Origin of the sequence: Georgenia sp. SUBG003 (genome assembly GCF_000715355.2) — a bacterium.
Taxonomy (GTDB): Bacteria; Actinomycetota; Actinomycetes; order Actinomycetales; family Actinomycetaceae; genus Georgenia.
The window spans coordinates 1,871,628-1,896,591 of record NZ_CP180204.1 but is presented as its reverse complement, the minus strand read 5'-3'; the positions used below and the strand labels follow the sequence as shown (position 1 = coordinate 1,896,591).

The following is a 24,964-nucleotide window of genomic DNA, read 5'->3' as shown; positions in this document are numbered from 1 at the left end:
GAATTCCCACGCCCATACGCCGGTGCGGAACCCCGGACCGCCGAACACGACCGCCCGGTGGTCCGGCAGCAGCGCAGAACGCGGAGCACCCCGGCCCGCCGACGGCCCGCCGACGGCCCGACGGGGCACGGCGTCGCAGAGGGCCGGCGTGTGCAACCTGACTTCGGCCACGATTCCGGATCTTGAGGACCAGCACCGCTGTGACCTGCTGTGATGTGATCGTTTAGTGCCTTTCGTGTGCACTAAATCTGAGTCGTAGAGTGCGGCGGTGGCCTACATCCGCACCGTGAAGACCGCCTCGGGGGCGCGGGCGGTGCAGATCGTTCACTCGAACCGGCGCGGCAAGAAGGACATCGAGCACATCGGCTCGGCCCACACCGACGAGGACCACGAGCTATTGCTGGCCGCCGCGCGGCAGCGGCTGACCGCGGGGCAGGGCGAGCTCGACCTCGGACTGGACACGGCGGGTCAGGGCGGGCCGCTGCCGATCACCGCCACGAGGATGGAGCACCTGATCGGCGCGATCGAGCGGATCTACGCCGACCTGGGGTTCGCCGAGGCCGCCGGTGACGACGCGGTGTTCTACCTGCTGGTGCTGGCCCGGCTGATCGAGCCGACCAGCAAGCTGGACTCGTTGCGGATGATCGAGGAGACCGGCCTGGCCCCGCCGGCGTACCGGACCGTGACCCGGCGCCTGCCGCGCTACGCCGACCCGGAGTTCCGCCAGGGCCTGGCCGCGGCCCTGGCGGCGCGGGCGGACCTGGGCCCGGCGGCGCTGATTTTGTACGACGTGAGCACGCTGTACTTCGAGACCGACGAGGGCGACGGATTCCGGGAGCCGGGCTACTCCAAGGAGCGCCGGATCGACCCGCAGATCACCATCGGTCTGCTCACCGACGCCACCGGCTTCCCGCTGATGATCAACGCCTTCGAGGGCAACAAGGGCGAGACGAAGACGATCGTCCCGGTCATCGAGGCCTACCGCACCGCGCACAACATCTCCGACGTCACGGTGGTCGCCGACGCGGGGATGTTCAGCTACGACAACCGCCAGGGCATCATCGACGCCGGCCTGTCGTACATCCTCGGCGCCCGGATACCCGAGGTCCCGTACGTCATCGAGCAGTGGATGAGGGCCAACCCCGACACCGCCCCGGAGGACGGGCAGATCTTCACCGCCCGTACCCACACCGGTCCCGCCGGCCAGCGGCGCGAGCACCGGATCCACTACCAATACCGCGCCGCCCGCGCCCGGCGCACCCTGCGCGGGATCGACGCCCAGGTCGCCAAGGCCGAGAAGGCCGCCGCCGGCAACACGACCGTCAAGCGCAATCGGTTCCTCACCGTCACCGACCAGGAACGCGCCGTCAACCGCGAGCTGGAGGCCAAGGCGCGGGCGCTGGCCGGGTACAAGGGCTACATCACCAACCTACCCCCGGAGAAGGCGTCGGCCGAGTTCGTCATCGACGCCTACCACCGGCTCTGGCAGATCGAGAAGTCCTTCCGGATGTCCAAGCACGACCTCGCCGCCCGGCCGATCTATCACCGGCTGCAGGACTCCATCGAGGCCCACCTGAGCGTGGTCTTCGCCGCCCTGGCCGTCGCCCGCCGCCTCGAGGCCACCACCGGCTGGTCGCTGAAGAAGTTCATCACCACCGCCCGCCGGTACAAGACCATCACCATCCGCGCCGGCGACCACGACATCACCGCCGCCGACCCCCTACCCGAGGACCTACGCCACGCGCTCGACCGAATCCACCGGGGACAGCCCAACGACAGTGCGCACTAAATTGGCCGAAGTCAGGACTGTGTGGGAGAGTAGGACACCGCCGAACACCCATCCCAGAAATGGCCCTCACCACCCGGTGAGGGCCATTTCTGCATCCCTGGCGCATACCCCCCGGCCGAATTCCCACGCCCATACGCCGGTGCGGAACCCCGGACCGCCGAACACGACCGCCCGGTGGTCCGGCAGCAGCGCAGAACGCGGAGCACCCCGGCCCGCCGACGGCCCGCCGACGGCCCGACGGGGCACGGCGTCGCAGAGGGCCGGCGTGTGCAAGGCTGCGCCCGGGCCGACCCGGGTCTGGCTAGGAGTTCCGCCAAGGGGCGGGCGTGACCGTCAGGTCGGTAACTACCGCATCTGCCGGGGCCGTCAGGACGTACCGGACGGCGGCCGCGACGGAGGCGGCGCTCATGGCGGTCTCCGGGTCGAAGTGAGTGCCTCGCCGTGCGGCGATCTCCCGCTGCATGCCCGTGTCCGTCCGGCCGGGAAAGACCGTGGTGACGCCGACGCCGTGCGCACCCTCCTCGAGCCGGAGCGTGTCCGCGTACGCGCGGAGCGCGGCCTTCGACGCCGAGTAGGCCGCCCAGCCGGGGAAGGTCTGGAGAGCGGCGGTGGAGTTCACGAACACCACCCGGCCGCGGCGGCGCCGGAGGCCGGGCAGCAGCTGACGCGTGAGCTCGGTCGGTGCCGCCAGGTTTACCGCCAGCACGGACCCGAGGAACTCGGGCTCCAGGTCCGCAGCTGCAGCGGTGCCCTCGACGCCGGCGCAGTGGACGACGCCGTCCAGGTCGGCCAGGCCCGAGCACGCGTCCGCGATCGACCCGACGTCGGCCAGGTCGAGGAGCAGGCCGGTCGCGGTGCCACTGTGCTCGGAGCGCAGGCTATCGACGACGTCGGCGACCGCGTCCGCCCGCCGGCCTGCCACCACCACCTCGAAGTCGGCGGCCAGCGCCGTGGCGACGGCTCGACCGATCCCGCGCGTCGCTCCCGTCACCAGCACGCGGCGGCGGGGCGTGTCCGGTCGAGCTTCGGCTCCCGCGTCAACCAATGTGCTCGCCCTTCTCGATCGTCCTGGGCAGGACGGTTCCGGCCCGCACCGCGAGACCCTACCGGCGCCCGCCTAGGGCAGGCCTGGCAGTGTCAGTGCGTCTCAGCCGCGACCGACCGGCTCGACGTAGGCGAACGGCACCGTGAGGCGCTCGGCGCCGCCGCGCACGTGGTACCGGGTCCGGGCGCTCTTGGTGACGGTGACCTGGCGGCCGAAGTACTTCCCCGGGGCGGTGATGCGGACGACCGTCCCCGGTGCGAGGAGGCCATGGGCCGCAAGCTCGCGGGCGACGTCGTCCTCCGGTGCGAGCGCGCCGGCGCCGACCGACGCGTCCGACGCGGCGGCGCCTAGGCCTCCAGGACGCTCGGAAACGACCATGCGGGCGGTAAAGCCGCAGGTCAGGGCTGCGGTCACAGCTCCTTGGCACCGGTCGACAACGAAGTTGACGGACCCTGTGGGGGCACGTAATGTACTTCCTGCTGCACCAGCCGGGAGGCGCGGACGAGAGAGACCGAGGGTCGCTCGAGGCCGATCCCCACGGAGCAGAATCCCAGGAGATCGAACCGGTGACACAGTCATCGGTTGCTGATCGTCCCGGGAGGCCAGGAGCGACGAGCTGGCTGCGGAGCACGGGAACGTGCGAAGTTGACAGGCTGGTCGTGAGTGGTTAGGTTTGAGAGGTTGCCCCGGAGGGGTCCGAAAGCGGGTATTGTTTCGGGTTCTGTCTCCGGTGTGTGTCTGTTCTTTGAGAACTCAACAGTGTGCCAAGTTTTTGATGCCATTTGAATTCTGGGTGTCGTGGCGGCCGGCCTCGTGGTTGGTGTGTCGTGGTGCCTGGGGTTTTGTTTTGTTTTGGTTGTCGTGCCTGGTCCTGCCTGTCGGGGCCGGGTGCGTTGGCCTGGATTGGCCCTGGTCCTGCCGGTTGGTGGGGGTGGGGTTCTCCGTATGGATTGTCGGCCGTGCCTTTTGGGGGGTGTTGGTTCGGCGTGTGTTTTTTAACGGAGAGTTTGATCCTGGCTCAGGACGAACGCTGGCGGCGTGCTTAACACATGCAAGTCGAACGATGAGGGCCCGGGCTTGCCCGGGTCTGATTAGTGGCGAACGGGTGAGTAACACGTGAGTAACCTGCCCCCCGACTTCGGGATAACCGCGAGAAATCGTGGCTAATACCGGATATGACGCCCCTGCCGCATGGTGGGGTGTGGAAAGACTGTGTCGGTCGGGGATGGGCTCGCGGCCTATCAGCTTGTTGGTGGGGTGATGGCCTACCAAGGCGACGACGGGTAGCCGGCCTGAGAGGGTGACCGGCCACACTGGGACTGAGACACGGCCCAGACTCCTACGGGAGGCAGCAGTGGGGAATATTGCACAATGGGCGCAAGCCTGATGCAGCGACGCCGCGTGAGGGATGACGGCCTTCGGGTTGTAAACCTCTTTCAGTAGGGAAGAAGCCTCTCGGGGTGACGGTACCTGCAGAAGAAGCGCCGGCTAACTACGTGCCAGCAGCCGCGGTAATACGTAGGGCGCAAGCGTTGTCCGGAATTATTGGGCGTAAAGAGCTCGTAGGCGGTCTGTCGCGTCTGCTGTGAAAACGCGGGGCTCAACCCCGCGCCTGCAGTGGGTACGGGCAGACTAGAGTGCGGTAGGGGAGACTGGAATTCCTGGTGTAGCGGTGGAATGCGCAGATATCAGGAGGAACACCGGTGGCGAAGGCGGGTCTCTGGGCCGTTACTGACGCTGAGGAGCGAAAGCATGGGGAGCGAACAGGATTAGATACCCTGGTAGTCCATGCCGTAAACGTTGGGCACTAGGTGTGGGACCCATTCCACGGGTTCCGTGCCGCAGCTAACGCATTAAGTGCCCCGCCTGGGGAGTACGGCCGCAAGGCTAAAACTCAAAGGAATTGACGGGGGCCCGCACAAGCGGCGGAGCATGCGGATTAATTCGATGCAACGCGAAGAACCTTACCAAGGCTTGACATACACCGGAAACGTCCAGAGATGGGCGCCCCGCAAGGTCGGTGTACAGGTGGTGCATGGTTGTCGTCAGCTCGTGTCGTGAGATGTTGGGTTAAGTCCCGCAACGAGCGCAACCCTTGTCCTGTGTTGCCAGCGGGTTATGCCGGGGACTCATGGGAGACTGCCGGGGTCAACTCGGAGGAAGGTGGGGATGACGTCAAATCATCATGCCCCTTATGTCTTGGGCTTCACGCATGCTACAATGGCCGGTACAAAGGGCGGCGATGCCGTAAGGTGGAGCGAATCCCAAAAAAGCCGGTCTCAGTTCGGATTGGGGTCTGCAACTCGACCCCATGAAGTCGGAGTCGCTAGTAATCGCAGATCAGCAACGCTGCGGTGAATACGTTCTCGGGCCTTGTACACACCGCCCGTCACGTCACGAAAGTCGGTAACACCCGAAGCCGGTGGCCCAACCCTTGTGGGGGGGAGCCGTCGAAGGTGGGACTGGCGATTGGGACGAAGTCGTAACAAGGTAGCCGTACCGGAAGGTGCGGCTGGATCACCTCCTTTCTAAGGAGCTCACTGGCGCCCCTGGGCCGTGTTTCGCGGTCTCGGGGGTGTGGTGGCCGCGCCCGGGCCGAGGGTGTCCGGGGTGGTTCGCTCACGGGTGGAACGTCAAGAGCTTGTGCATGCTGTTGGGTCCTGAGGGAACAGGCCCCGCGGCCCCGTGACCGTCGTGCCCCTTTCGGGGGGTGGGGGGCGGGTGGGGGTGGTGGGTGGCCGGTTTGCTCTGGTGGCCGCTTCCTGGTCCGTTCCGCCGTTCCCGGTGGGTGCGGGCGGGGAGTCGGTGCGTAGCTTGAGAACTGTACAGTGGACGCGAGCATCTTTGATCTTTTTGTGGTCAAGTTTTTTAAGAGCATTCGGTGGATGCCTTGGCACCAGGAGCCGAAGAAGGACGTTGTAGCCTGCGATAAGCCTCGGGGGAGCTGGCAAACGAGCTGTGATCCGAGGGTGTCCGAATGGGGGAAACCCGGCCAGAGTCATGTCTGGTTACCCCGCGCCTGAATATATAGGGGCGTGTGGGGGGGGAACGCGGGGGAAGTGAAACATCTCAGTACCCGCAGGAAGAGATATTCCGTGAGTAGTGGCGAGCGAAAGCGGACGAGGCTAAACCGGGGGGTGTGTGACAGCCGGCGGGCGTTGCACCCTCGGGGGTCGTGGGACCTGCTGACCAGCTCTGCCGGGGCTGGTGGGGGAGTGAGAAAGTCGCGGTGTAGTCGAACGGTCTGGGAAGGCCGGGCACAGTGGGTGAGACCCCCCGTAGACGAAAACGTCGTGGCCTCCTTGCAGGGGATCCCGAGTAGCACGGGGGCCCGTGAAATCCCCGTGTGAATCTGCCAAGACCACTTGGTAAGCCTAAATACTACCTGGTGACCGATAGCGGACAAGTACCGTGAGGGAAAGGTGAAAAGTACCCCCGGGGAGGGGGAGTGAAATAGTACCTGAAACCGGATGCTTACAATCCGTCGGAGCCTCCATGGCTGGGGGTGACGGCGTGCCTTTTTGAAGAATGAGCCTGCGAGTTAGTGGCATGTGGCGAGGTTAACCCGGGGTGGGGGAAGCCGTAGCGAAAGCGAGTCCGAACAGGGGCGCACCAGTCGCGTGCTCTAGACCCGAAGCGGAGTGATCTACCCATGGGCAGGTTGAAGCACGTGTAAGAGCGTGTGGAGGACCGAACCCACTTAGGTTGAAAACTGAGGGGATGACCTGTGGGTAGGGGGTGAAAGGCCAATCAAACTCCGTGATAGCTGGTTCTCCCCGAAATGCATTTAGGTGCAGCGTCATGTGTTTCTTGCCGGAGGTAGAGCTACTGGATGGCCGATGGGCCCTACAAGGTTACTGACGTCAACCAAACTCCGAATGCCGGTAAGTGAGAGCATGGCAGTGAGACTGCGGGCGATAAGGTTCGTGGTCGAGAGGGAAACAGCCCAGACCACCGGCTAAGGCCCCCAAGCGTGTGCTAAGTGGGAAAGGATGTGGAGTTGCACAGACAACCAGGAGGTTGGCTTAGAAGCAGCCACCCTTGAAAGAGTGCGTAATAGCTCACTGGTCAAGTGATTCTGCGCCGACAATTCAGCGGGGCTCAAGCACACCGCCGAAGCCGTGGCATCCGCGCACACCCCCAGCATCCCCCTCGAGGGGGTGTTCAGGGGGCGCGGGGTGGGGTAGGGGGAGCGTCGTGTGGGGAGGTGAAGCTGCGGGGGTGACCCAGTGGTGGATCCCACACGAGTGAGAATGCAGGCATGAGTAGCGAATGACGGGTGAGAAACCCGTCCGCCGAATGACCAAGGGTTCCAGGGCCAGGTTAATCCGCCCTGGGTAAGTCGGGACCTAAGGCGAGGCCGACAGGCGTAGTCGATGGACAACGGGTTGATATTCCCGTACCGGCGAAGGACCGACCATGCCGACCCCGGTGATGCTGACCACCCAACGTCTCGTGGGTTCCTTCGGGAACCGGCGGGACCGCGCGTGGGACCCGATCCGGCAGTAGGCAAGCGTGTTAACAGGGGTGACGCAGACAGGTAGCCACCGCGTGCTTAATGGCAATGCACGTCTAAGGATGCAGGGCGGGGTGCAGGCAAATCCGCACCCCACGAAGCCTCAGGTCCGACAGTGACCCCGTATGGGGGAAGCAGGGTGATCCTATGCTGCCGAGAAAAGCCTCGACGCGAGGGACTAGCCGCCCGTACCCTAAACCGACTCAGGTGGTCAGGTAGAGAATACCAAGGCGATCGAGAGAATCGTGGTTAAGGAACTCGGCAAAATGCCCCCGTAACTTCGGGAGAAGGGGGGGCCTGAGGGGTGAGGCCACTAGCTGGCTAGCCCTTTCGGGCCGCAGAGACCAGGGAGAAGCGACTGTTTACTAAAAAACACAGGTCCGTGCGAAGTCGCAAGACGATGTATACGGACTGACGCCTGCCCGGTGCTGGAAGGTTAAGAGGACGGGTCAGCCGCGAGGCGAAGCTCAGAATTTAAGCCCCAGTAAACGGCGGTGGTAACTATAACCATCCTAAGGTAGCGAAATTCCTTGTCGGGTAAGTTCCGACCTGCACGAATGGCGTAACGACTTCTCCGCTGTCTCGACCGCGAACTCGGCGAAATTGCACTACGAGTAAAGATGCTCGTTTTCGCGCAGCAGGACGGAAAGACCCCCGGGACCTTTACTATAGCTTGGTATTGGTGTTCGGTACGGCTTGTGTAGGATAGGTGGGAGACCGTGAAGCCGCCACGCCAGTGGTGGTGGAGTCGCCGTTGAAATACCACTCTGGTCGTACTGCACATCTAACCTCGGTCCGTGATCCGGACCAGGGACAGTGCCTGGTGGGTAGTTTAACTGGGGCGGTTGCCTCCCAAAATGTAACGGAGGCGCTCAAAGGTTCCCTCAGCCTGGTTGGCAATCAGGTGTCGAGTGCAAGTGCACAAGGGAGCTTGACTGTGAGACTGACAGGTCGAGCAGGGACGAAAGTCGGAACTAGTGATCCGGCGGTGGCTTGTGGAAGCGCCGTCGCTCAACGGATAAAAGGTACCCCGGGGATAACAGGCTGATCTTGCCCAAGAGTCCATATCGACGGCATGGTTTGGCACCTCGATGTCGGCTCGTCGCATCCTGGGGCTGGAGTAGGTCCCAAGGGTTGGGCTGTTCGCCCATTAAAGCGGTACGCGAGCTGGGTTTAGAACGTCGTGAGACAGTTCGGTCCCTATCCGCTGCGCGCGCAGGAAACTTGAGAAGGGCTGTCCCTAGTACGAGAGGACCGGGACGGACGAACCTCTGGTGTGCCAGTTGTTCCGCCAGGAGCATGGCTGGTTGGCTACGTTCGGAAGGGATAACCGCTGAAAGCATCTAAGCGGGAAGCCTGCTTCAAGATGAGGTTTCCACCACCCTCGTGGTGGGAAGGCCCCCAGCAGACCACTGGGTTGATAGGCCGGACGTGGAAGCGCGGCAACGCGTGGAGCTGACCGGTACTAATTGGCCGACAACTTGCCACAACACCAACACGTGTTGGAAGAAACGAAGAGTGCTACGCGTCCACTGTGCGGTTCCCGAGATACGCACCCCCCGACCGCCGGAGACTGTGTGGGAGAGTAGGACACCGCCGAACACCCATCCCAGAAATGGCCCTCACCACCCGGTGAGGGCCATTTCTGCATCCCCGGCGCATACCCCCGGCCGAAATTCCCACGCCCATACGCCGGTGCGGAACCCCGGACCGCCGAACACGAGCGGACGTCGGGGCCGGAGCGTGAGGCAACCGGATTGCTGCGGACCCGGTCCGAGCGAAGGCGCCAGGCGGCGCGTCATGGAACGATGCGGCCAGGCGGCCCGACATGGAAGTGAGCCGTCCGCGAGACGCTGGGCCCCGGGTAACGCGAACCGCCGGCCGAATGCCCTCGGTCCTGACACAGAGGCGCGTTCCGTGCGGGCTGTGTCTGGGCTGTCCCGCAGTTCGGCCCGGTGCCGTGGCTGTCTGTAGGCGGTCCTAGACTCGGGCCCATGAGCACTGACGCCATGTCCGGCCCGGACATCAAGCCCCGCAGCCGCACAGTCACGGACGGCCTCGAGGCGACCGCCTCCCGAGGAATGCTGCGCGCCGTCGGCATGGGCGACGAGGACTTTGCCAAGCCGCAGATCGGCATCGCGAGCTCGTGGAACGAGATCACGCCGTGCAACCTCTCCCTGGACCGACTCGCCCAGGCCGCCAAGGAAGGCGTGCATGCGGGTGGCGGGTACCCGCTGCAGTTCGGCACCATCTCCGTGTCCGACGGCATCTCGATGGGCCACGAGGGCATGCACTTCTCGCTGGTCTCGCGTGACGTCATCGCCGACTCGGTCGAGACAGTCATGATGGCGGAGCGGCTCGACGGCTCCGTTCTCCTCGCCGGCTGCGACAAGTCGCTTCCCGGGATGCTCATGGCCGCCGCACGGCTGGACCTCGCGAGCGTCTTCATCTACGCGGGCACCATCATGCCGGGCTGGGTGAAGCTCTCCGACGGCACCGAGAAGGACGTCACCATCATCGACGCCTTCGAGGCCGTCGGTGCGTGCTCCCGTGGACTCATGAGCCGCGAGGACGTCGACCGCATCGAGCGCGCGATCTGCCCGGGAGAGGGCGCCTGCGGCGGCTACTACACGGCGAACACCATGGCCACGGTCGCCGAGGCGATCGGGATGTCGGTCCCCGGGTCCGCCTCCCCGCCCTCGGCGGACCGGCGCCGCGACGCCGATGCACGACGTGCCGGCGAGGCGGTGGTCGAGCTGCTGCGCCAGGGCATCACGTCCCGCGACATCATGACGAAGGCTGCGTTCGAGAATGCGATCGCCGTCGTCCAGGCTTTCGGCGGGTCGACGAACGCGGTGCTGCACCTGCTCGCCATCGCGCACGAGGCGGACGTCGACCTCACTCTGGACGACTTCGCCAGGATCGGCGCGAAGGTGCCCCACATCGCGGACCTCAAGCCGTACGGGAAGTACGTCATGAACGACGTCGACCGCGTTGGTGGGATCCAGGTGGTCATGAGGCAGCTCCTTGACGCCGGTCTGCTCGACGGCGACTGCATGACGGTGACCGGCAGGACGGTCGCCGAGAACCTCGAGAAGCTCGCCCCGCCGGCACCGGACGGCCGCGTGCTGCGCCCCGCGTCGGAGCCGGTTGCGGAGACCGGCGGCATCACCATCCTCCACGGGACGCTCGCGCCCGAGGGCGCCGTCGTGAAGTCGGCCGGCTTCGAGACCGACGTGTTCGAGGGGACCGCCCGCGTGTTCGACCGCGAGCGCGCCGCCATGGACGCCCTGGAAGACGGCACCATCACCAACGGCGACGTCGTCGTGATCCGCTACGAGGGCCCCAAGGGTGGCCCCGGGATGCGGGAGATGCTCGCGATCACCGGCGCCATCAAGGGCGCTGGGCTGGGCAAGGACGTGCTGCTCATGACGGACGGACGCTTCTCCGGCGGCACGACGGGTCTGTGCGTGGGCCACATCGCTCCGGAGGCCGTCGACGGCGGGCCCATCGCCTTCGTGCAGGACGGCGACCGCATCCGTCTCGACGTGGCGGCGGGAACGCTCGACGTGCTGGTGGACGAGGAGGAGCTCGAGCGCCGTCGGACGGGCTGGGCGCCACTGCCGCCCAAGTTCACCCGCGGCGTGCTGGGCAAGTACACCAAGCTTGTGCAGTCGGCCTCCCGCGGCGCGATTCTCGGCTAGGCACCGGCGCACGTCCGGACCGGCCCGCCCCTGACGGGGTGGGCCGGTGTCGTTCCCGACAGCCGTCCCCGGCCGGGCAGGCCGTCTCCCCGAGCAGCGGGGAGCTGCTCCGCGCCAGAGCCGCCGCCGCGGACGCGCTCAAGTCGCGGCCGGCACGCCCGCGCGCCGCAGTCAACCCCCAGAAGTGAGTATGCCGATTCCGGACACGCACCCCTAAATTCCTGAGCGGCGCCTGTCGGCGCCGCCGGAGCGATCCGGATCAGACAAGCAGGGGGACGAGAAGGATGAGCAGAACAGGAAGACTGCGGAGGCTCGGCGCGCTGGTCGGAGGCGTTGCTGCGGCGGCGGGCACGGCGCTGCTGGCGGCGGCACCGGCCAACGCGGCGGACTACTACTACGAGCTTCCGTACCCGGCCGGGGGAGTCGTACCAGGTCACGCAGGGCCCGGAGGGCACCTACTCGCACGTCGGTGCGTACAACGAGTACGCGTGGGACTTCGGCCTGCCGGCGAACTACGAGGTCTCGGCCGCGCAGGGAGGAACGGTTCTGGTGTCGAACTGGTCGCCGTACTGGCAGAACGGCATCGAGGTGATCATTCGGCACTCCAACGGCCAGTGCACGCACTACGCGCACCTGAACCGGGCGATCTACAACACCGGCGACTACGTCCGGCAGGGCCAGATCATCGGCTGGTCGGGCAGCACCGGCGCGTCCACCGCGCCGCACCTGCACTTCCAGGTGATCAACTGCAGCACCCGGGTCGGGATCCCCGCGACCCTCCAGGGCTGGACGCCGTGGACCGGCACGTGGCCGGTGAGCGTGAACACCCGGGCTTGACAGCCGGCTCGGCCGCCCGCGGCGGTGGCCCGCTCCCGCCGGAGCGGGCCACCTCTCCCGTCAGACGCAGGTGAACGGGAGGTGTGCAGGCGATGAGAGCGCCCTCATGACGCCATCATCTGCCCTTCACCAGCGCTGCCTAGCGTCGGTCGAGGACAGCACCGGCAGCAACCGGCGGCCGGGGGAGAGCTGTACGCGTCGGCACGGAGGGAACCGCCATGGCTGTCACCGCCTGGACCACCACCACACCGCTCCCGGGCCCCGCTCCCGAGGGGGACGGCCCGCTCCTGACCGCGTCGGGTGTCGCGGCCGCGAAGCCTGGCGTCCGGAGCGAGGAGGTCCCTGCCGGGCGGCTGCAGCTCGCCAAGAAGGCTTACACCACCCGGTTCCTCGCATCGCGGCTCGCGGCGTACTCGCGCGGCTACCGCCTTCTGAGCGGAGCGGACGTCCGCCCCTCCGCGGGCGACGTCGTCCTCGCGAGGGTGGTCCAGATCGGTCAGCACAAGCGCCTCGAGGGCCCTGGCAGCCGGCGCCAGACGCTCTTCCTCGGAGACGAGATCCTCGTGGCGTACGGCAACCGGTACGCCCCGGACCAGTTCGAGGCGGCGGTGCCCGAGAGCCTGGGACGCACCCACCTGGTCGCGGCCGGCGGGCTCACGGGCGCGGTGACGGGGCAGCAATCGAGCATGGACGACCCCACCGTCCTCGAGCCGCTGGGGCTCCTCGCCGACGACCGCGGCGTCGTCACGCTGGCGCGTACCGCCCCCCGAGCGGCTGCTGGCCGACGTACCCGGCGCGCCGTCCGGGCGATTCCCGGCGGGGCGGCCCACCGTCGTCGCCGTCCTCGGCACGTCGATGAACTCGGGCAAGTCCACGACTCTCGCATGCCTCGTGCGGGGACTTGTCTCGGCGGGCCTGTCCGTCGCCGCCGGCAAGGTCACCGGCACCGGCGCGGGCGGCGACCCCCGGCTGTTCGCCGACGCCGGCGCGTCCGTCGTCCTCGACTTCACCGACTTCGGCATGCCGTCCACGTTCCGCCTCGACCACGGGCGGGTCCGTACGCTCCTCGCCTCCGTCGTCGACGCGCTGGCCGCCGCGAGCCCCGACGTCGTCGTCGTCGAGATCGCCGACGGCGTGTACCAGGCCGAGACCGGGCGTCTCCTGCACGACCCGATCTTCCGCGCGGTCGTCGACCGGGTGGTCTTCGCCGCCGGTGACGCCCTCGGCGCGACCGCAGGCGTCCGCCTCCTCGAGGCGGCCGGGATCGACGTCGCCGCGGTCAGCGGCGTGCTGACCTCCTCGCCGCTGGCGACGCGGGAGGCGACGGCGGCCGTGGACGTGCCGGTGCTGCCGACCTTCGCGCTGACGGAGCCGGAGGCCGCCACCGCGCTCCTGCCTCGATGACGACGGGTCGTGAGGGCGGGTTCCCGCCGCTGTGCCGTGGCCGACGGCGCGGACAGCTCGCCGGCCTCGTCGCCACCGGCGTGGGCCAGGCGGCCTGCGCGGTCACGACGGCGATGGCGCTCTCCGCCGTCCTTGCCGCGGGCGACGACCGGAGCCGGTTCGTCGCCACGGTGGTGCTCCTCGTTGCGGCCGCGGGGGTAGGGCTGCTGCGGGCCCAGGAGAAGGTCCAGGCCGAGCGGCTGAGCCAGGACTACGTGCGCGAGCTGCGCAGCGGCCTGCTGGGCGCGGCCCTCGCCGACCCCCGCGGCCCAGGCCTCGGGATCACCGTCGCCCGCACCACCAACGACCTCTCCTCGGTCCGCAACTGGGTGGCGCTCGGCATCACCCCGCTGGTGGTCGGCGTGCCCACGATCCTCGGTGCCACCGTGGCCCTCTCGCTCCTCGACCCGTTCCTGGCCGTGGCAGTGGCGGCGCCCATGGTCCTCCTCGTCGCGGTGCTGGCCACGCTCGCCCGGCCGATGTTCCGGCGCTCGCGCGAGCTGCGCCGTCGACGCGGCCGCCTGGCGACGGCGGTGGCAGCGCGACGCCGGGACGTGCCGGTGCGCCCGGGGCGACGCCGTGGCACGACCTGCTCTCGCGCCCTGCCGTCGAGGCCGCCCCGTCGGTCCTCGGGTCCGTGCTCACCGTGCGCACGCCCGACGGCGGGGCCGGGACCGTGCCCGGAACGGTCTCCGTCCGTCTTACCGAGGTCGAGGCCTACAGCGGTGAGTCGGACCCCGGTTCGCACGCCTATCGCGGTCTCACGGACCGCACCGCGCCGATGTTCGAGGCCGGCGGGCGTCTCTACGTCTACTTCACCTACGGCATGCACTGGTGCGCGAACCTCGTCTGCGGCACCCAAGGCACCGCGTCGGCCCTCCTGCTCCGGGGCGCCGAGGTGGTCGCCGGCGTCGAGGTCGCACGTTCCCGCCGCCCCGCCGCCCGCTCCGACCGCGACCTCGCCCGGGGCCCCGCGAGACTCGCGCAGGCGCTCGGGCTGACAGGTGCCGACAGCGGGCTGGAGCTCGCCGTGGACGGACGAGCCGAGCTCGCCCCGCGCGGGCCGGTGGACCCTTCGCAGGTGCGCACGGGCCCCCGTGTCGGCGTGGCCGGCCCGGGGGGCGACGGGGAGCTCTACCCGTGGCGGTTCTGGATCGACGGGGAACCCACCGTCTCCGTGTACCGCCCCGCGGTGCCGCGGCGGCGCTGACGCGCCGGCCGTCGTGCCGCGGCGGCGCTGACGCGCACGGCCATCGTGCCGGAGAGACGCTGACACCGGCCCGTCGTGCCGCGGCGGCGCCAACTTCCCGCCGCGTTGGTACGGCAGTGCCGACGGCGTCGGGCGCTGCGGGCGTGAGCCCACGCCCCGTCCGCCTACCGCACGTCCGGCGAGGCGGCCGGGGCGGGCCGGAATCCGACGAACGGATGGGTGCGGACGAAGTCACGGACGACGTCGTCGTCGCGCAGGTTGCCCCATCCCAGGACCGTCTCGAAGAGACGGACGCGGTACGGGTGCTCGCGGCGGAACTGGGTGACGACGTCGAGAGCCTCCTCGTCGCTGAGGAAGCGGTGCTCGGGCCGGAACGAGGCTCGTCCGACCCGGACGTTCACGGCCGGCCCCGCTCGCAGGTTTCTCACCCAGTCGGTGTCCGCGCCCCAGCCCGCACAGATGACGGCCTCCTTCGCGGCCCTGTCGATGTGAAGCACCATCGCCACGGTGTCGTACGGCTGCCCGGTCCGGCGGCCGACGTGCGTGAACCGGAGAAAGGTGTGGCCCATCAGCCAGCCGGCGTCGTGGGCGTACGCGTTCAGCGGCAGCCTGAAGACGGCGAGCGCGATCCGCCCAGGCCTTCTACGCAGCCCGAGCAGCGGACGCGCGGTGGTGGGACGCCGTCGAGGCGGCGAAGCGGACGTAGCCATGCGGATCGAACCTCCTGTCGCCCTCGGTAGTGACACGGACCACACCACCAGGGGACGTCCCGGGTCCGCCGTCGGCAAGGGACCAAGGGCGGAGGCCCGGGAGGCCCCGGGGGACGTCAAGGTGTCGACAGCGGCTCACCCGCCGTTCCGAACGGTGCGCGCACGGCTCTCGTCCGGCACGGCACACTGGTACCCGTGCTCGGCGAGGTGCCGGGGACGTCAACACGAGAGGCAGCAGAAGAGTGACGGACATCCTCGACGATCTGAAGTGGCGCGGCCTGCTGGCCCAGTCCACCGACATCGAAGCGCTCCGTGCGGCGCTGACCGAGGGGCCAGTCACGTACTACTGCGGGTTCGACCCGACCGCGCCCAGCCTCCACCACGGCCATCTGGTCCAGCTGGTCCTGATGCGCCACCTCCAGCTGGCGGGCCACCGCCCTCTCGCCCTCGTCGGCGGTGCCACGGGCATGATCGGTGACCCGCGCATGTCGGGGGGAGCGCGTCCTCAACAGCAAGGAGACCATCGCGGCCTGGACCGACCGGCTGCGCGGCCAGATCGAGCGGTTCCTCGACTTCGACGGCGAGAACGCCGCCCGCATGGTCAACAACCTCGACTGGACAGGCCAGCTCAGCGCGATCGACTTCCTCCGGGACGTCGGCAAGCACTTCCGGCTGTCGAACATGCTCGCCAAGGACACCGTCGCCCGACGGCTGGCGAGCGAGGAAGGCATCTCCTTCACCGAGTTCAGCTACCAGATCCTTCAGGGCATGGACTACCTCGAGCTCTTCCGGCGCTACGGCTGCACGCTGCAGACGGGCGGCAACGACCAGTGGGGCAACCTCACCGCCGGAGTGGACCTCATCAGGAAGTCCGAGGGCGCCGGCGTGCACGTTCTCACCACGCCGCTGATCACCAAGGCCGACGGCACGAAGTTCGGCAAGTCCGAGGGCGGGGCCATCTGGCTCGACGGCGACATGCTCAGCCCGTACGCCTTCTACCAGTTCTGGCTCAACACCGACGACGCGGACGTCGTCCGCTACCTGAAGGTCTTCACCTTCCGCACCAGGGAGGAGATCGCCGAGCTCGCAGAGGCCGTCGCCGAGCGGCCTCAGGCCCGAGAGGCCCAGCGTGCGCTGGCGGAGGACGTCACCACGCTCGTGCACGGCGCGGACGCGACCTCCCGAGTGCAGCGTGCCTCGCAGGCGCTGTTCGGGCGGGACGACCTGCGCGAGCTCGACGGTCGGACGCTGCGGGACGCCGTCGCGGAGCTTCCCCGGGGGGGACGCGACCGTCGGTGAGTCCACGGTCGTCGACCTTCTGCTTGTGAGCGGCCTGGAGAAGGGTCGCTCCGCCGCGCGGAGGACCATCGCGAGCGGTGGGGTCTACCTGAACAACCTGAAGATCGACGACGAGGACCACGTCCTCACATCCGACGATCTGCTGGCCGGCGGCTACGCCTTGCTGCGCAAGGGCAGGAAGACCCTCGCCGTCATCGCTACCAACCACGTCTAGGTGAACCGCTCCGCGCCGCAGAAGTATCGCGGGGCAGGTTCACGACCCTCCGCAGCGCCGCTACGGACGCGCAGGGGCGAGACTCGGATCGGCCGACGGCCGCCCGGGCAGGACTTGCGCGGGTGGCGTGGGAATCAGCTGAAGGGGCGGGGCGCCACCGGGTGCCTCGCCCCTTCTCGTGCCCGGGCCGGAACTTCCGGGGCCGGGACGGACTCGGAGGTGCCATCCACGTCGGGCGTCGCACGGGCGTCACCGGTTACATCTCCACGCGGGCCGGGCGCGGGCGACGAGCGGATCGTCCGGGCCGTGCAAGGTGACGCACGAGCCGGCGGCTGTGGGTCAGGTCTCAGGAGTCCCTATGGCCTCCAGGACGCTCGGAAACGACCATGCGGGCGGTAAAGCCGCAGGTCAGGGCTGCGGTCACAGCTCCTTGGCACCGGTCGACAACGAAGTTGACGGACCCTGTGGGGGCACGTAATGTACTTCCTGCTGCACCAGCCGGGAGGCGCGGACGAGAGAGACCGAGGGTCGCTCGAGGCCGATCCCCACGGAGCAGAATCCCAGGAGATCGAACCGGTGACACAGTCATCGGTTGCTGATCGTCCCGGGAGGCCAGGAGCGACGAGCTGGCTGCGGAGCACGGGAACGTGCGAAGTTGACAGGCTGGTCGTGAGTGGTTAGGTTTGAGAGGTTGCCCCGGAGGGGGTCCGAAAGCGGGTATTGTTTCGGGTTCTGTCTCCGGTGTGTGTCTGTTCTTTGAGAACTCAACAGTGTGCCAAGTTTTTTGATGCCATTTGAATTCTGGGTGTCGTGGCGGCCGGCCTCGTGGTTGGTGTGTCGTGGTGCCTGGGGTTTTGTTTTGTTTTGGTTGTCGTGCCTGGTCCTGCCTGTCGGGGCCGGGTGCGTTGGCCTGGATTGGCCCTGGTCCTGCCGGTTGGTGGGGGGTGGGGGTTCTCCGTATGGATTGTCGGCCGTGCCCTTTTTGGGGGGTGTTGGTTCGGCGTGTGTTTTTTTAACGGAGAGTTTGATCCTGGCTCAGGACGAACGCTGGCGGCGTGCTTAACACATGCAAGTCGAACGATGAGGGCCCGGGCTTGCCCCGCATCGCGGCCGGGCTCCCCTCGTGGAACGGCCTGCTGGAACGGCTCGAGCGGCGCGCCGGCGTGCCGACCGAGGATCTCCTCCCCCTCGACCGCGGGGAGCTGCTCCGCCGCGAGCTGGGCGGCTCCGTGGGCGACGAGGTCGTCGCCGAGCTGGGCCGTGCGGACCGCTACGCCGTCACCCACGCGACGCTGGCGGCCCTCGGCTGCACCGAGGTGGTGACCACCAACTACGACGCGCTCTACGAGCTGGCGGCCGCGGACGCGTACCAGCGGCCGGTGACGGTGCTGCCGGGCGGCGCCGTCGAGCCGGGCACGCCGTGGGTGCTGAAGATGCACGGCGACGTCGCCCGCCCGGAGTCGATCGTCCTCTCGCGCAGCGACGTCGTCACCTACGACGCGCTCTCCCGCCCCGTCAGCTCGGCGGTGCAGGCGCTCATGCTCACGCGGCACCTCCTCGTGGTCGGCGCCTCCATGACCGACGACAACTTCCTCCGCCTCGCCCACGAGGTCACCGCCTTCCGCGAGCGCGACCCCCGCACCGGGGACGACGACGGCGCCCCGCCGATCGGCACCGTCGTCACGCTCTCGCCCAAGCCGGCCCAGGAGAGGCTGTGGGAGGGCCGGTTCCGTTACCTGACGATGTCCGACGGCGCCACGGGCGCCGAGCGGGCCCGTCACCTCGCGATCTTCCTGGACCTCGTCGCGATGCTCGCCACGAGCCGCGACCGGTACCTGCTCGATCCCCGCTACGAGGGGATGCTCACCTCACGGGCCGAGCGTGACGCGGCCGCGACGGCCAGGTCGCTCGCGGCGGCCGTCGACGGCCTGCCCCGCGAGGGCCGGGTCGCCTGGCGCGCGCTCCGCGAGCAGCTCGCGCGGCTCGGTGCACGCCCCGCCGATCCCCGTGCCGATGTCGGAGGTTCGGGGCAGGCTGTGCCCCATGGCACCAGCGCTGAGGCATGAGTCCGTCCACGTCGTTCTCGTCCCGGGCTTCTGGCTCGGGGGCTGGGCGTGGGACGACGTCGTCACACACCTCGAGCAGGCCGGTCTGGTCCCGCACCCCGTGACCCTGCCGGGTATGGCCTCGGCGGCGGAGGACCGCAGCGGGATCACCCGTGCCGACCAGGTGGCGGCGGTGCGTGAGCTGATCGGCGGTCTGGACGGCCGCGTCGTGCTCGTGGGGCACAGCGGTGGCGCGGAGGTGGTCAGCGCCGTCGTCGACGCAGATCCGGACCGCGTCTCCGCCGTGGTCTACGTCGACGCCTTCCCGCTGCCCGCCGGGATGGCCGTCCTCCCCGACCTGCCGCCGGACCGGACCGAGGTACCGCTGCCGACCTGGGCCGAGCTCGAGTCGGACTACGAGGCCAGCCTCCGCGGCATCGACGACACCGGCCTCGAGCGGTTCCGGGAGCGGGCGGTGCCGACGCCCGCGAAGGTCGCCTCGGCGCCGTCCCGGGTGGGCAACGAGGCACGGACGCGGGTGCCGGTCACGGTCATCTCCACGTCCGTCCCCGCCGGGGAGCTGCAGTCCGCCGCGGGGAGTGGTGCGCCCTGGGCCGCCGAGCTGGCCTCGCTGAAGGTCCGGTACATCGACCTGCCGACGGGGCACTGGCCGATGTTCAGCCGCCCGGCCGACCTCGCCGCGGCGATCAGGACGGCCGTCGCGTGACCCCGTGCGTCCGGACGCGGCCGCAGCCGCGTAGTGACGCGCGGCGCACCGGACGGACACAATCTGTTATCTCTCGCGCGACGTCGACTGATTCGGCATTCTGGCGCCATGGGGGACGGGGAGGCAGCCCGTGTGGCTGCGCTGCACGCGCTGAACATGCTCGACACTCCCCGCGAGGAGAGGTTCGACCGGGTCGTGCGGCTGGCGCAGGCCGTGTTCGGCGTGCCCATGGCCGCCGTCACGCTGATCGACACCGACCGGCAGTGGCACAAGGCCAGCGTCGGCTTCGGAGACTTCGCCGGGGGGCCCCGCAGCGAGGCCTTCTGCCACCACACCATCCAGAGACCCGGTACGACGGTCGTCCCGGACGCCACGCAGGACGACCGGTTCGCCGCGAACCCCGCCGTCGTCGGCGACCTGCGCGTACGGTTCTACGCCGGCGAGCCGCTCCGCGCCCCCGGCGGCGAGCCGGTCGGTGCCCTGTGCATCGTCGACACGGAGCCGCGCGAGCTGACCACCAGCCAGGAGGCCGTTCTCCGCGAGATGGCGCGGATCGTCGAGCACGAGCTCGCCGCGGACGACGAGATGGACCGTGCCCGGGAGATGCAGCGGCTGCTCCTGCCGAGCACCACGCCGCCGCTGCCCGGTTACGAGCTCGCAGGCCGCTGCGTGCCGGCACGCGGCATCGGCGGGGACTTCTTCGACTGGTACCTGCTCGACGACGAGCTGCAGGTGCACGTCGCCGACGTCATGGGGAAGGGCGTCCCCGCCGCGCTGGTCGCCGCCTCCGTGCGCGCCATGCTGCGCGGCTCGTCCAGGTTCAACGATCTGGAGAACACCGTGCACAGGGTGGCCCAGGGCCTCGATCTCGACCTGCAGGGCACCGACACGTTCGTGACCGCCTTCAGCGCACGCCTCGACCCGGCGACGGACGTGCTGCACTACGTCGACGCCGGGCACGGGCTCGTCGGGGTCGCACGGCCGGACGGCAGCCACCGGAAGCTGGACGCCTCGGGCCCGCCGATCGGCGCCGTCCCCGACGTGACCTGGACCGCGCACTCGACCCGGCTCGACCCGGGCGAGACGCTCATCGTCGTCAGTGACGGCTTCCTGGACCTGTTCGCGACGGAGGACGAGGCCCGCGCCGTGGCGGCGGAGGTCTCCGTGAACTCGTCCACGGTCGTCGACCTCGTCGAGGAGTTCACGAGATACGCGTCGACCGTCGAACCCGAGGACGACCTGACCGTCCTCGCCCTGCGACGGGTCGACGCATGATGCGGCAGCTGGTCATCCGTGTCCTCGTCCTGCTCACCCTCACCAGCGGCACGGTCTACGTCGGCTGGCGGTGGCTGTTCTCGGTCAACTGGCCGAACTGGTGGATCGCCGTCCCCCTCGTCCTGGCCGAGACGTACGCCCTTATCGACGCCTACCTCTTCGGCCTGACCGTGTGGCGGATCAAGCGTCGCGGCGAGCCGCCCGCCGCCCCCGCCGGCCTGAGCGCCGACGTCTTCATCACCACCTACAACGAGCCGGTGGACATGGTCGCCGCCACCGCCCGCGCGGCCACGCGGATCACCTACCCGCACCAGACGTGGATCCTCGACGACGGCGACCGCCCCGACATGCGCGCCGCCGCCGAGTCCCTGGGCGTCGGCTACCTCACCCGCAGCGAGGACTGGACGGACCGGCCCCGCCACGCCAAGGCCGGAAACCTCAACAACGCCCTCTTCGCCACCGAGGGCGAGTTCATCCTCATCCTCGACGCCGACCAGGTCCCGGACCCGTTGATCCTGGACCGCACGCTCGGGTACTTCACCGACCCCGAGGTGGCACTGGTGCAGACCCCGCAGTGGTTCACCAACGTCACGGAGTCGGACCCGCTGGGCAGCCAGGCACCGCTGTTCTACGGGCCCATCCAGCAGGGCAAGGACGGCTGGAACGCCGCCTTCTTCTGCGGGTCCAACGCCGTGCTCCGGCGCGACGCGCTGATGCAGCTCGGCGTGGTGGGCTACGTCCGCGAGGTCGAGCAGGGCGTGCGCGACGCCCTGCGCGCCTCGCGCCGGATCCTCACCCGGACGGCACGCACCGCCCGCGACTACGGCCCGGCCGCCGTCGGAGCCGTCGAGGAGGTCCGTGCCGCCGTCGACCGCGCCTCCCGCCGCCTCGCCGCCGGCGAGGTGATCTCCGTGCTCACCTACGACTTCCACCAGGAGGTCGACGACGCCGCGCGCCGCCTCGTCGGTCAGGACATGGCCGGCATCGAGACAGACCTCCGGGCGATCGCGGACCTCCCGGTCGCCGTCGACGACGAGCTGGGCCAGCTCGTGGTGGACGACCAGGCCCTCGACCTGCTCGCCGACCGCGAGTTCTCCCCGCTGGGGGCGCTGGAGTCGGTGCGCGCGCTGGTGACCGCCGTCGACGTCGACAGGTCGGGCGAGGCGCAGCCGATGATGCCGCTGGCCACGGTCTCGGTCACCGAGGACATGGCCACCTGCATGCGTCTGCACGGGCTGGGCTGGCGGTCGGTGTACCACCACGAGATCCTCGCCCACGGCCTGGCGCCCGAGGACCTGCGCACGATGCTGCAGCAGCGGCTGCGCTGGGCGCAGGGCACCATCCAGGTGATGCTGCGCGAGAACCCGCTGGTCCAGCGCGGGCTGACGCTCGGGCAGCGGCTCATGTACTTCGCCACGATGTGGAGCTACCTCTCGGGCTTCACGGCGGTGGTCTTCATGGCGGCCCCGGTGGTGTACCTGTGCCTCGGCGTGCTGCCTGTGAACGCCTACGGCATGGAGTTCCTGCAGCGGTTCCTGCCGTACATCGTCCTCAATCAGCTGCTGTTCGCCGCCGTGGGCTACGGGGTGAAGACCTGGCGCGGCCACCAGTACAGCTTTGCGCTGTTCCCGGTGTGGATCCGCGCGTGCCTGACGGCGGCCGGCAACGTCTTCCTGGGCCGTCCGCTCGGGTTCGTGGTCACCCCGAAGACCCGGCAGGCCGGCGGCAGCTTTCCCTGGCGGCTCGTCATGCCGCAGCTCGTGGCGGCCGTCGTGCTGGTGGTCGCGTGCGTCGTCGGCGCGGTGCGCCTGTGGACCGGCGCGGCGGACAGCGTCATCGGCACCGGCGTCAACGTGGCCTGGGTCGCCTACGACATCGTGGTCATGAGCGTGATCTTCCGGGCCGCGCGGTTCCGCGGCACCGACACCCTGGAGGAGTAGATGGACATCAGCACAGAGCTCGTCGACGGCGTCGCCGTCGTCTCCTGCACCGGGCGGCTCAACATGGTGGCGGCCCCGGCGCTGCGCTCGGGGGTGCACGAGGCCGTCGCGGACGGCAGCGCCCGCGTGGTGGTCGACCTGGCCGGGACGAGCTTCATCGACTCCTCGGGGCTGGGCGCGCTCATCTCCGGGCTGAAGGAGACCCGTCAGGCGGGCGGGGACCTGCGCATCGCCGGGGCGGGGCAGCAGGTGCTCACCGTGCTGAGGCTGACCAACCTGGACAAGGTGCTCCGCCCGTACCCGGACGTGAAGGACGCGATCGATGGCTGGTGACACGAGGTCGGGACCCGGCGAGTACGTCCTCGAGGGGCTGGCCATCCCCGAGGCGCTCTCCGAGCTGCACGACCTGCTCGAGACGGTGGGGGGCGACCACCCCGGCCTGGCGGCCGAGGACCTCATGATGTTCGAGACGGCGGTCATCGAGGTGGCCGGGAACGTCGTCGAGCACGGGCGCCCCGAGGGCAGGGTGGTCTACCGCTTCCGGCTCGCGGTGCTGCCCGACCGGGTGGTGGCACGTCTCGAGGACGCCGGCCAGGAGGTCGACGGCGACCCCGGCGCCCCCGGCCTTCCCGACCCGCTCGCCGAGCAGGGCCGCGGACTCGCCCTCACGCGGGCGGTGCTGGACGAGTTCTCCTACGAGCGCCTCGACGGCACGAACGTGTGGCACCTGGTGCGCTACCGGCGCTGAAGTCTCGCGCCGGCACCTTCTCGCTTCCGACACCTTCCTGCCGGCGCGTCCTCCCTGGGCGCGCGCTCCCGCACCCGACACGCGCGCGCCTACTGGCGCGGACGCTCGATGCCTCTGCGCCGCTCGAGCGCCTCCAGCCGCGCGCGGACCTCGCCCTCGGACTCGAGCTGCTCGAAGGCCTCCCGCACCCGGCCGGAGTCCGGGTCGGTCCCCGCGATCTCGTCGTAGGCCGCCGCCCGCGCCTGCAACCGCCGCACCTCACGCTCGGCCTCCAGCGCCGCCGCCTGGGCGCCGGCTGCCTGCTGGCCGGCCGCCGCGGTCGCCTCACGCATCTGCAGTGCTGCCTGCGCGGCGCCGTGGTCCGCCCGCAGGGCCTGGAACCGCACGAACGAGTCGTGCACCTGGTGGTCCAGCCGCACGAGGTCCTTCTCGAGCCGGCGGACCTGGTCGTCGATGGTGCGGTGCTGCGCCGTCAGCCCGTCCAGGCGTTTGCCGGCCTCGATGGAGCGGCGCAGGTACTCCCGGGCCCCGGCGTCGTGCCCCATGGCGACGGCGGCCTCCGCCTGCCGGTCCCAGTGCTCCACCTCGGCGCGGGCCTGCCCGGCGAGGATCTCCACCCGACGGCGGTTCGCGGCGAGGTCGGCGACGCTGCGGCGGGCCTGGTCGAGCCTGGCGACCTGCTGGGCGTGGGCGGCCTCGACGGCCTGGACGGGGTCGGCCGGCCCCTGGCGCTTCGCGGCGCGCTCGGCACGGTCGGCCCGGACGATGCGGCCGAGGCGGTTGCGGATCGACAACGCCGTGTCCTCAGGCGGCGCGTCGGGCGCGGTAGCTGGAGCCCCAGGCCTGCAGCGCCTGCACCTCGATCAGGAGGTTGTCGCTCGTGCGGGCGAGGTGGTGGTCCGGCCCGGCGGCCATCGTGGCGTCGAGCACCGAACGGCGCAGGTCCGCGCACAGGCGGTGGTGCTCCGCCACCTGGTCGGCCAGCCAGTCGATCCACATCCGCCGGAGCTGGGGGTCGGGCTCGGCCTCGGCGAGCCGGAGCTCGTCGTCGAGCTGGTGCCCCGTGCGCACCAGGCTGGCCGCGATCGAGGGCATGCCGCCCACGGGAGCCCCCTGCGCCTGCGCGGAGCCGATGGCCCGCTCGGTGGCGTCGACGGAGCGCTGCAGCTCGAGCCGCATGCGGGCGAGGCGCCGGCCGGTGTCGTCGGCCGTCACGGACCGGACGGTCAGCCGGCTGCGCTCGACGCCGCGGCGCAGGCGCCGGGAACGACGGATGCGGCGGACCAGGTACCAGACGCCCCCGACCGTGGCGAGGCCGAGCACGAGCAGCACGGCACCGCCGACCAGCACCACCTGGGCCATCGCGTCGACGAGGTCCGCGGCGTCCGCCTCGGCGGCAACGACTGTCATCTCGGCTCACCCCTCACCCTCGCGCGAGCAGAGGCCCGCAACGTCCACACTA

The 24,964-nt window shown here is 69.3% G+C and carries 16 protein-coding genes, 2 rRNA genes and 2 pseudogenes; 15 read left to right on the top strand and 5 right to left on the bottom strand.

The window, feature by feature from the left end:
• Positions 1 to 268 precede the first annotated feature (268 nt).
• A complete protein-coding gene (locus DA06_RS09330; RefSeq protein WP_043499354.1) occupies positions 269 to 1,789 on the top strand; it encodes an IS1634 family transposase in 1,521 nt (506 codons plus the stop codon).
• Between the two features lie 301 nt (positions 1,790 to 2,090).
• Here DA06_RS09330 and DA06_RS09325 read toward each other — a convergent pair whose 3' ends face one another.
• Together DA06_RS09325 and DA06_RS09320 are read right to left on the bottom strand one after the other, a co-directional pair.
• A complete protein-coding gene (locus tag DA06_RS09325; protein WP_418607502.1) occupies positions 2,091 to 2,834 on the bottom strand; it encodes an SDR family oxidoreductase in 744 nt (247 codons plus the stop codon).
• Between the two features lie 102 nt (positions 2,835 to 2,936).
• A complete protein-coding gene (locus DA06_RS09320) occupies positions 2,937 to 3,212 on the bottom strand; it encodes a hypothetical protein (RefSeq protein WP_418607500.1) in 276 nt (91 codons plus the stop codon).
• Between the two features lie 617 nt (positions 3,213 to 3,829).
• On the opposite strand from DA06_RS09320, the gene DA06_RS09315 reads away from it, so the two are divergent.
• The 6 genes and pseudogenes from DA06_RS09315 (at position 3,830) to DA06_RS09290 (ending at position 14,544) form a co-directional block, all read left to right on the top strand.
• Positions 3,830 to 5,362 (top strand): 16S ribosomal RNA (locus DA06_RS09315).
• A 330-nt stretch (positions 5,363 to 5,692) separates the two neighbouring features.
• Positions 5,693 to 8,838, top strand: a 23S ribosomal RNA gene (locus DA06_RS09310).
• The 16S and 23S rRNA genes sit together here, the layout of an rRNA operon.
• Before the next feature lie 506 nt (positions 8,839 to 9,344).
• On the top strand, positions 9,345 to 11,054 hold the full coding sequence (gene ilvD, locus DA06_RS09305) for a dihydroxy-acid dehydratase (protein WP_043499345.1): 1,710 nt from the start codon (positions 9,345 to 9,347) through the stop codon (positions 11,052 to 11,054).
• Between the two features lie 333 nt (positions 11,055 to 11,387).
• A pseudogene (locus DA06_RS09300) lies at positions 11,388 to 11,792 on the top strand (M23 family metallopeptidase); the annotation flags it as partial.
• Positions 11,793 to 12,782: 990 nt separating this feature from the next.
• Complete coding sequence (locus tag DA06_RS09295; RefSeq protein ID WP_418607498.1) at positions 12,783 to 13,295, top strand: hypothetical protein; 513 nt, start codon at positions 12,783 to 12,785, stop codon at positions 13,293 to 13,295.
• A gap of 31 nt (positions 13,296 to 13,326) precedes the next feature.
• The gene (locus DA06_RS09290) at positions 13,327 to 14,544 is read left to right on the top strand and encodes a DNA-3-methyladenine glycosylase (protein ID WP_418607496.1); all 1,218 of its coding nucleotides are present in this window, start codon (positions 13,327 to 13,329) and stop codon (positions 14,542 to 14,544) included.
• Positions 14,545 to 14,708: 164 nt separating this feature from the next.
• Here the strand turns inward: DA06_RS09290 and DA06_RS09285 are convergent, their stop codons facing one another.
• A complete protein-coding gene (locus DA06_RS09285) occupies positions 14,709 to 15,254 on the bottom strand; it encodes a nitroreductase family deazaflavin-dependent oxidoreductase (RefSeq protein ID WP_052436567.1) in 546 nt (181 codons plus the stop codon).
• Positions 15,255 to 15,283: 29 nt separating this feature from the next.
• Here DA06_RS09285 and tyrS point away from each other — a divergent pair.
• From tyrS to DA06_RS09245, 8 genes and pseudogenes are all read left to right on the top strand, one after another.
• Positions 15,284 to 16,553, top strand: a pseudogene (tyrS, locus tag DA06_RS09280) (tyrosine--tRNA ligase).
• A gap of 25 nt (positions 16,554 to 16,578) precedes the next feature.
• Positions 16,579 to 16,767: a hypothetical protein gene (locus DA06_RS09275; protein ID WP_418607494.1), complete on the top strand. Its 189-nt coding sequence runs from the start codon at positions 16,579 to 16,581 to the stop codon at positions 16,765 to 16,767.
• A gap of 1,094 nt (positions 16,768 to 17,861) precedes the next feature.
• A complete protein-coding gene (locus DA06_RS09270; protein WP_418607493.1) occupies positions 17,862 to 18,833 on the top strand; it encodes an SIR2 family NAD-dependent protein deacylase in 972 nt (323 codons plus the stop codon).
• Positions 18,811 to 19,539, top strand: a complete 729-nt coding sequence (locus tag DA06_RS09265) for an alpha/beta fold hydrolase (RefSeq protein ID WP_043499324.1) — start codon at positions 18,811 to 18,813, stop codon at positions 19,537 to 19,539. The genes DA06_RS09270 and DA06_RS09265 overlap by 23 nt, the downstream gene beginning before the upstream one ends.
• A gap of 108 nt (positions 19,540 to 19,647) precedes the next feature.
• Positions 19,648 to 20,814 carry a PP2C family protein-serine/threonine phosphatase gene (locus tag DA06_RS09260; RefSeq protein WP_052436564.1) on the top strand — a complete coding sequence of 389 codons (1,167 nt, stop codon included), beginning with the start codon at positions 19,648 to 19,650 and terminating at the stop codon, positions 20,812 to 20,814.
• Entirely contained in the window at positions 20,814 to 22,754 is a 1,941-nt protein-coding gene (locus DA06_RS09255; RefSeq protein ID WP_418607948.1) for a glycosyltransferase family 2 protein, read from the top strand. The genes DA06_RS09260 and DA06_RS09255 overlap by 1 nt, the downstream gene beginning before the upstream one ends.
• Complete coding sequence (locus DA06_RS09250; RefSeq protein WP_043499320.1) at positions 22,755 to 23,087, top strand: STAS domain-containing protein; 333 nt, start codon at positions 22,755 to 22,757, stop codon at positions 23,085 to 23,087.
• Positions 23,077 to 23,502: an ATP-binding protein gene (locus DA06_RS09245; protein WP_043499319.1), complete on the top strand. Its 426-nt coding sequence runs from the start codon at positions 23,077 to 23,079 to the stop codon at positions 23,500 to 23,502. Before DA06_RS09250 ends, DA06_RS09245 begins: the two co-directional genes overlap by 11 nt.
• An 89-nt stretch (positions 23,503 to 23,591) precedes the next feature.
• Here the strand turns inward: DA06_RS09245 and DA06_RS09240 are convergent, their stop codons facing one another.
• Entirely contained in the window at positions 23,592 to 24,296 is a 705-nt protein-coding gene (locus DA06_RS09240; protein ID WP_043499317.1) for a PspA/IM30 family protein, read from the bottom strand.
• Positions 24,297 to 24,306: 10 nt separating this feature from the next.
• The gene (locus DA06_RS09235) at positions 24,307 to 24,912 is read right to left on the bottom strand and encodes a hypothetical protein (RefSeq protein WP_043499314.1); all 606 of its coding nucleotides are present in this window, start codon (positions 24,910 to 24,912) and stop codon (positions 24,307 to 24,309) included.
• Positions 24,913 to 24,964: the final 52 nt, after the last annotated feature.

Excerpts from the sequence above, each read along its gene's own strand:
- DA06_RS09255 (WP_418607948.1), top strand. The coding sequence starts at position 20,814 with ATGCGGCAGCTGGTCATCCGTGTCCTCGTCCTGCTCACCCTCACCAGC.
- DA06_RS09235 (WP_043499314.1), bottom strand. The coding sequence starts at position 24,912 with ATGACAGTCGTTGCCGCCGAGGCGGACGCCGCGGACCTCGTCGACGCG.
- DA06_RS09245 (WP_043499319.1), top strand. The coding sequence starts at position 23,077 with ATGGCTGGTGACACGAGGTCGGGACCCGGCGAGTACGTCCTCGAGGGG.
- DA06_RS09265 (WP_043499324.1), top strand. The coding sequence starts at position 18,811 with ATGGCACCAGCGCTGAGGCATGAGTCCGTCCACGTCGTTCTCGTCCCG.
- DA06_RS09260 (WP_052436564.1), top strand. The coding sequence starts at position 19,648 with ATGGGGGACGGGGAGGCAGCCCGTGTGGCTGCGCTGCACGCGCTGAAC.
- DA06_RS09250 (WP_043499320.1), top strand. The coding sequence starts at position 22,755 with ATGGACATCAGCACAGAGCTCGTCGACGGCGTCGCCGTCGTCTCCTGC.
- DA06_RS09320 (WP_418607500.1), bottom strand. The coding sequence starts at position 3,212 with ATGGTCGTTTCCGAGCGTCCTGGAGGCCTAGGCGCCGCCGCGTCGGAC.
- ilvD (WP_043499345.1), top strand. The coding sequence starts at position 9,345 with ATGAGCACTGACGCCATGTCCGGCCCGGACATCAAGCCCCGCAGCCGC.
- DA06_RS09285 (WP_052436567.1), bottom strand. The coding sequence starts at position 15,254 with ATGGCTACGTCCGCTTCGCCGCCTCGACGGCGTCCCACCACCGCGCGT.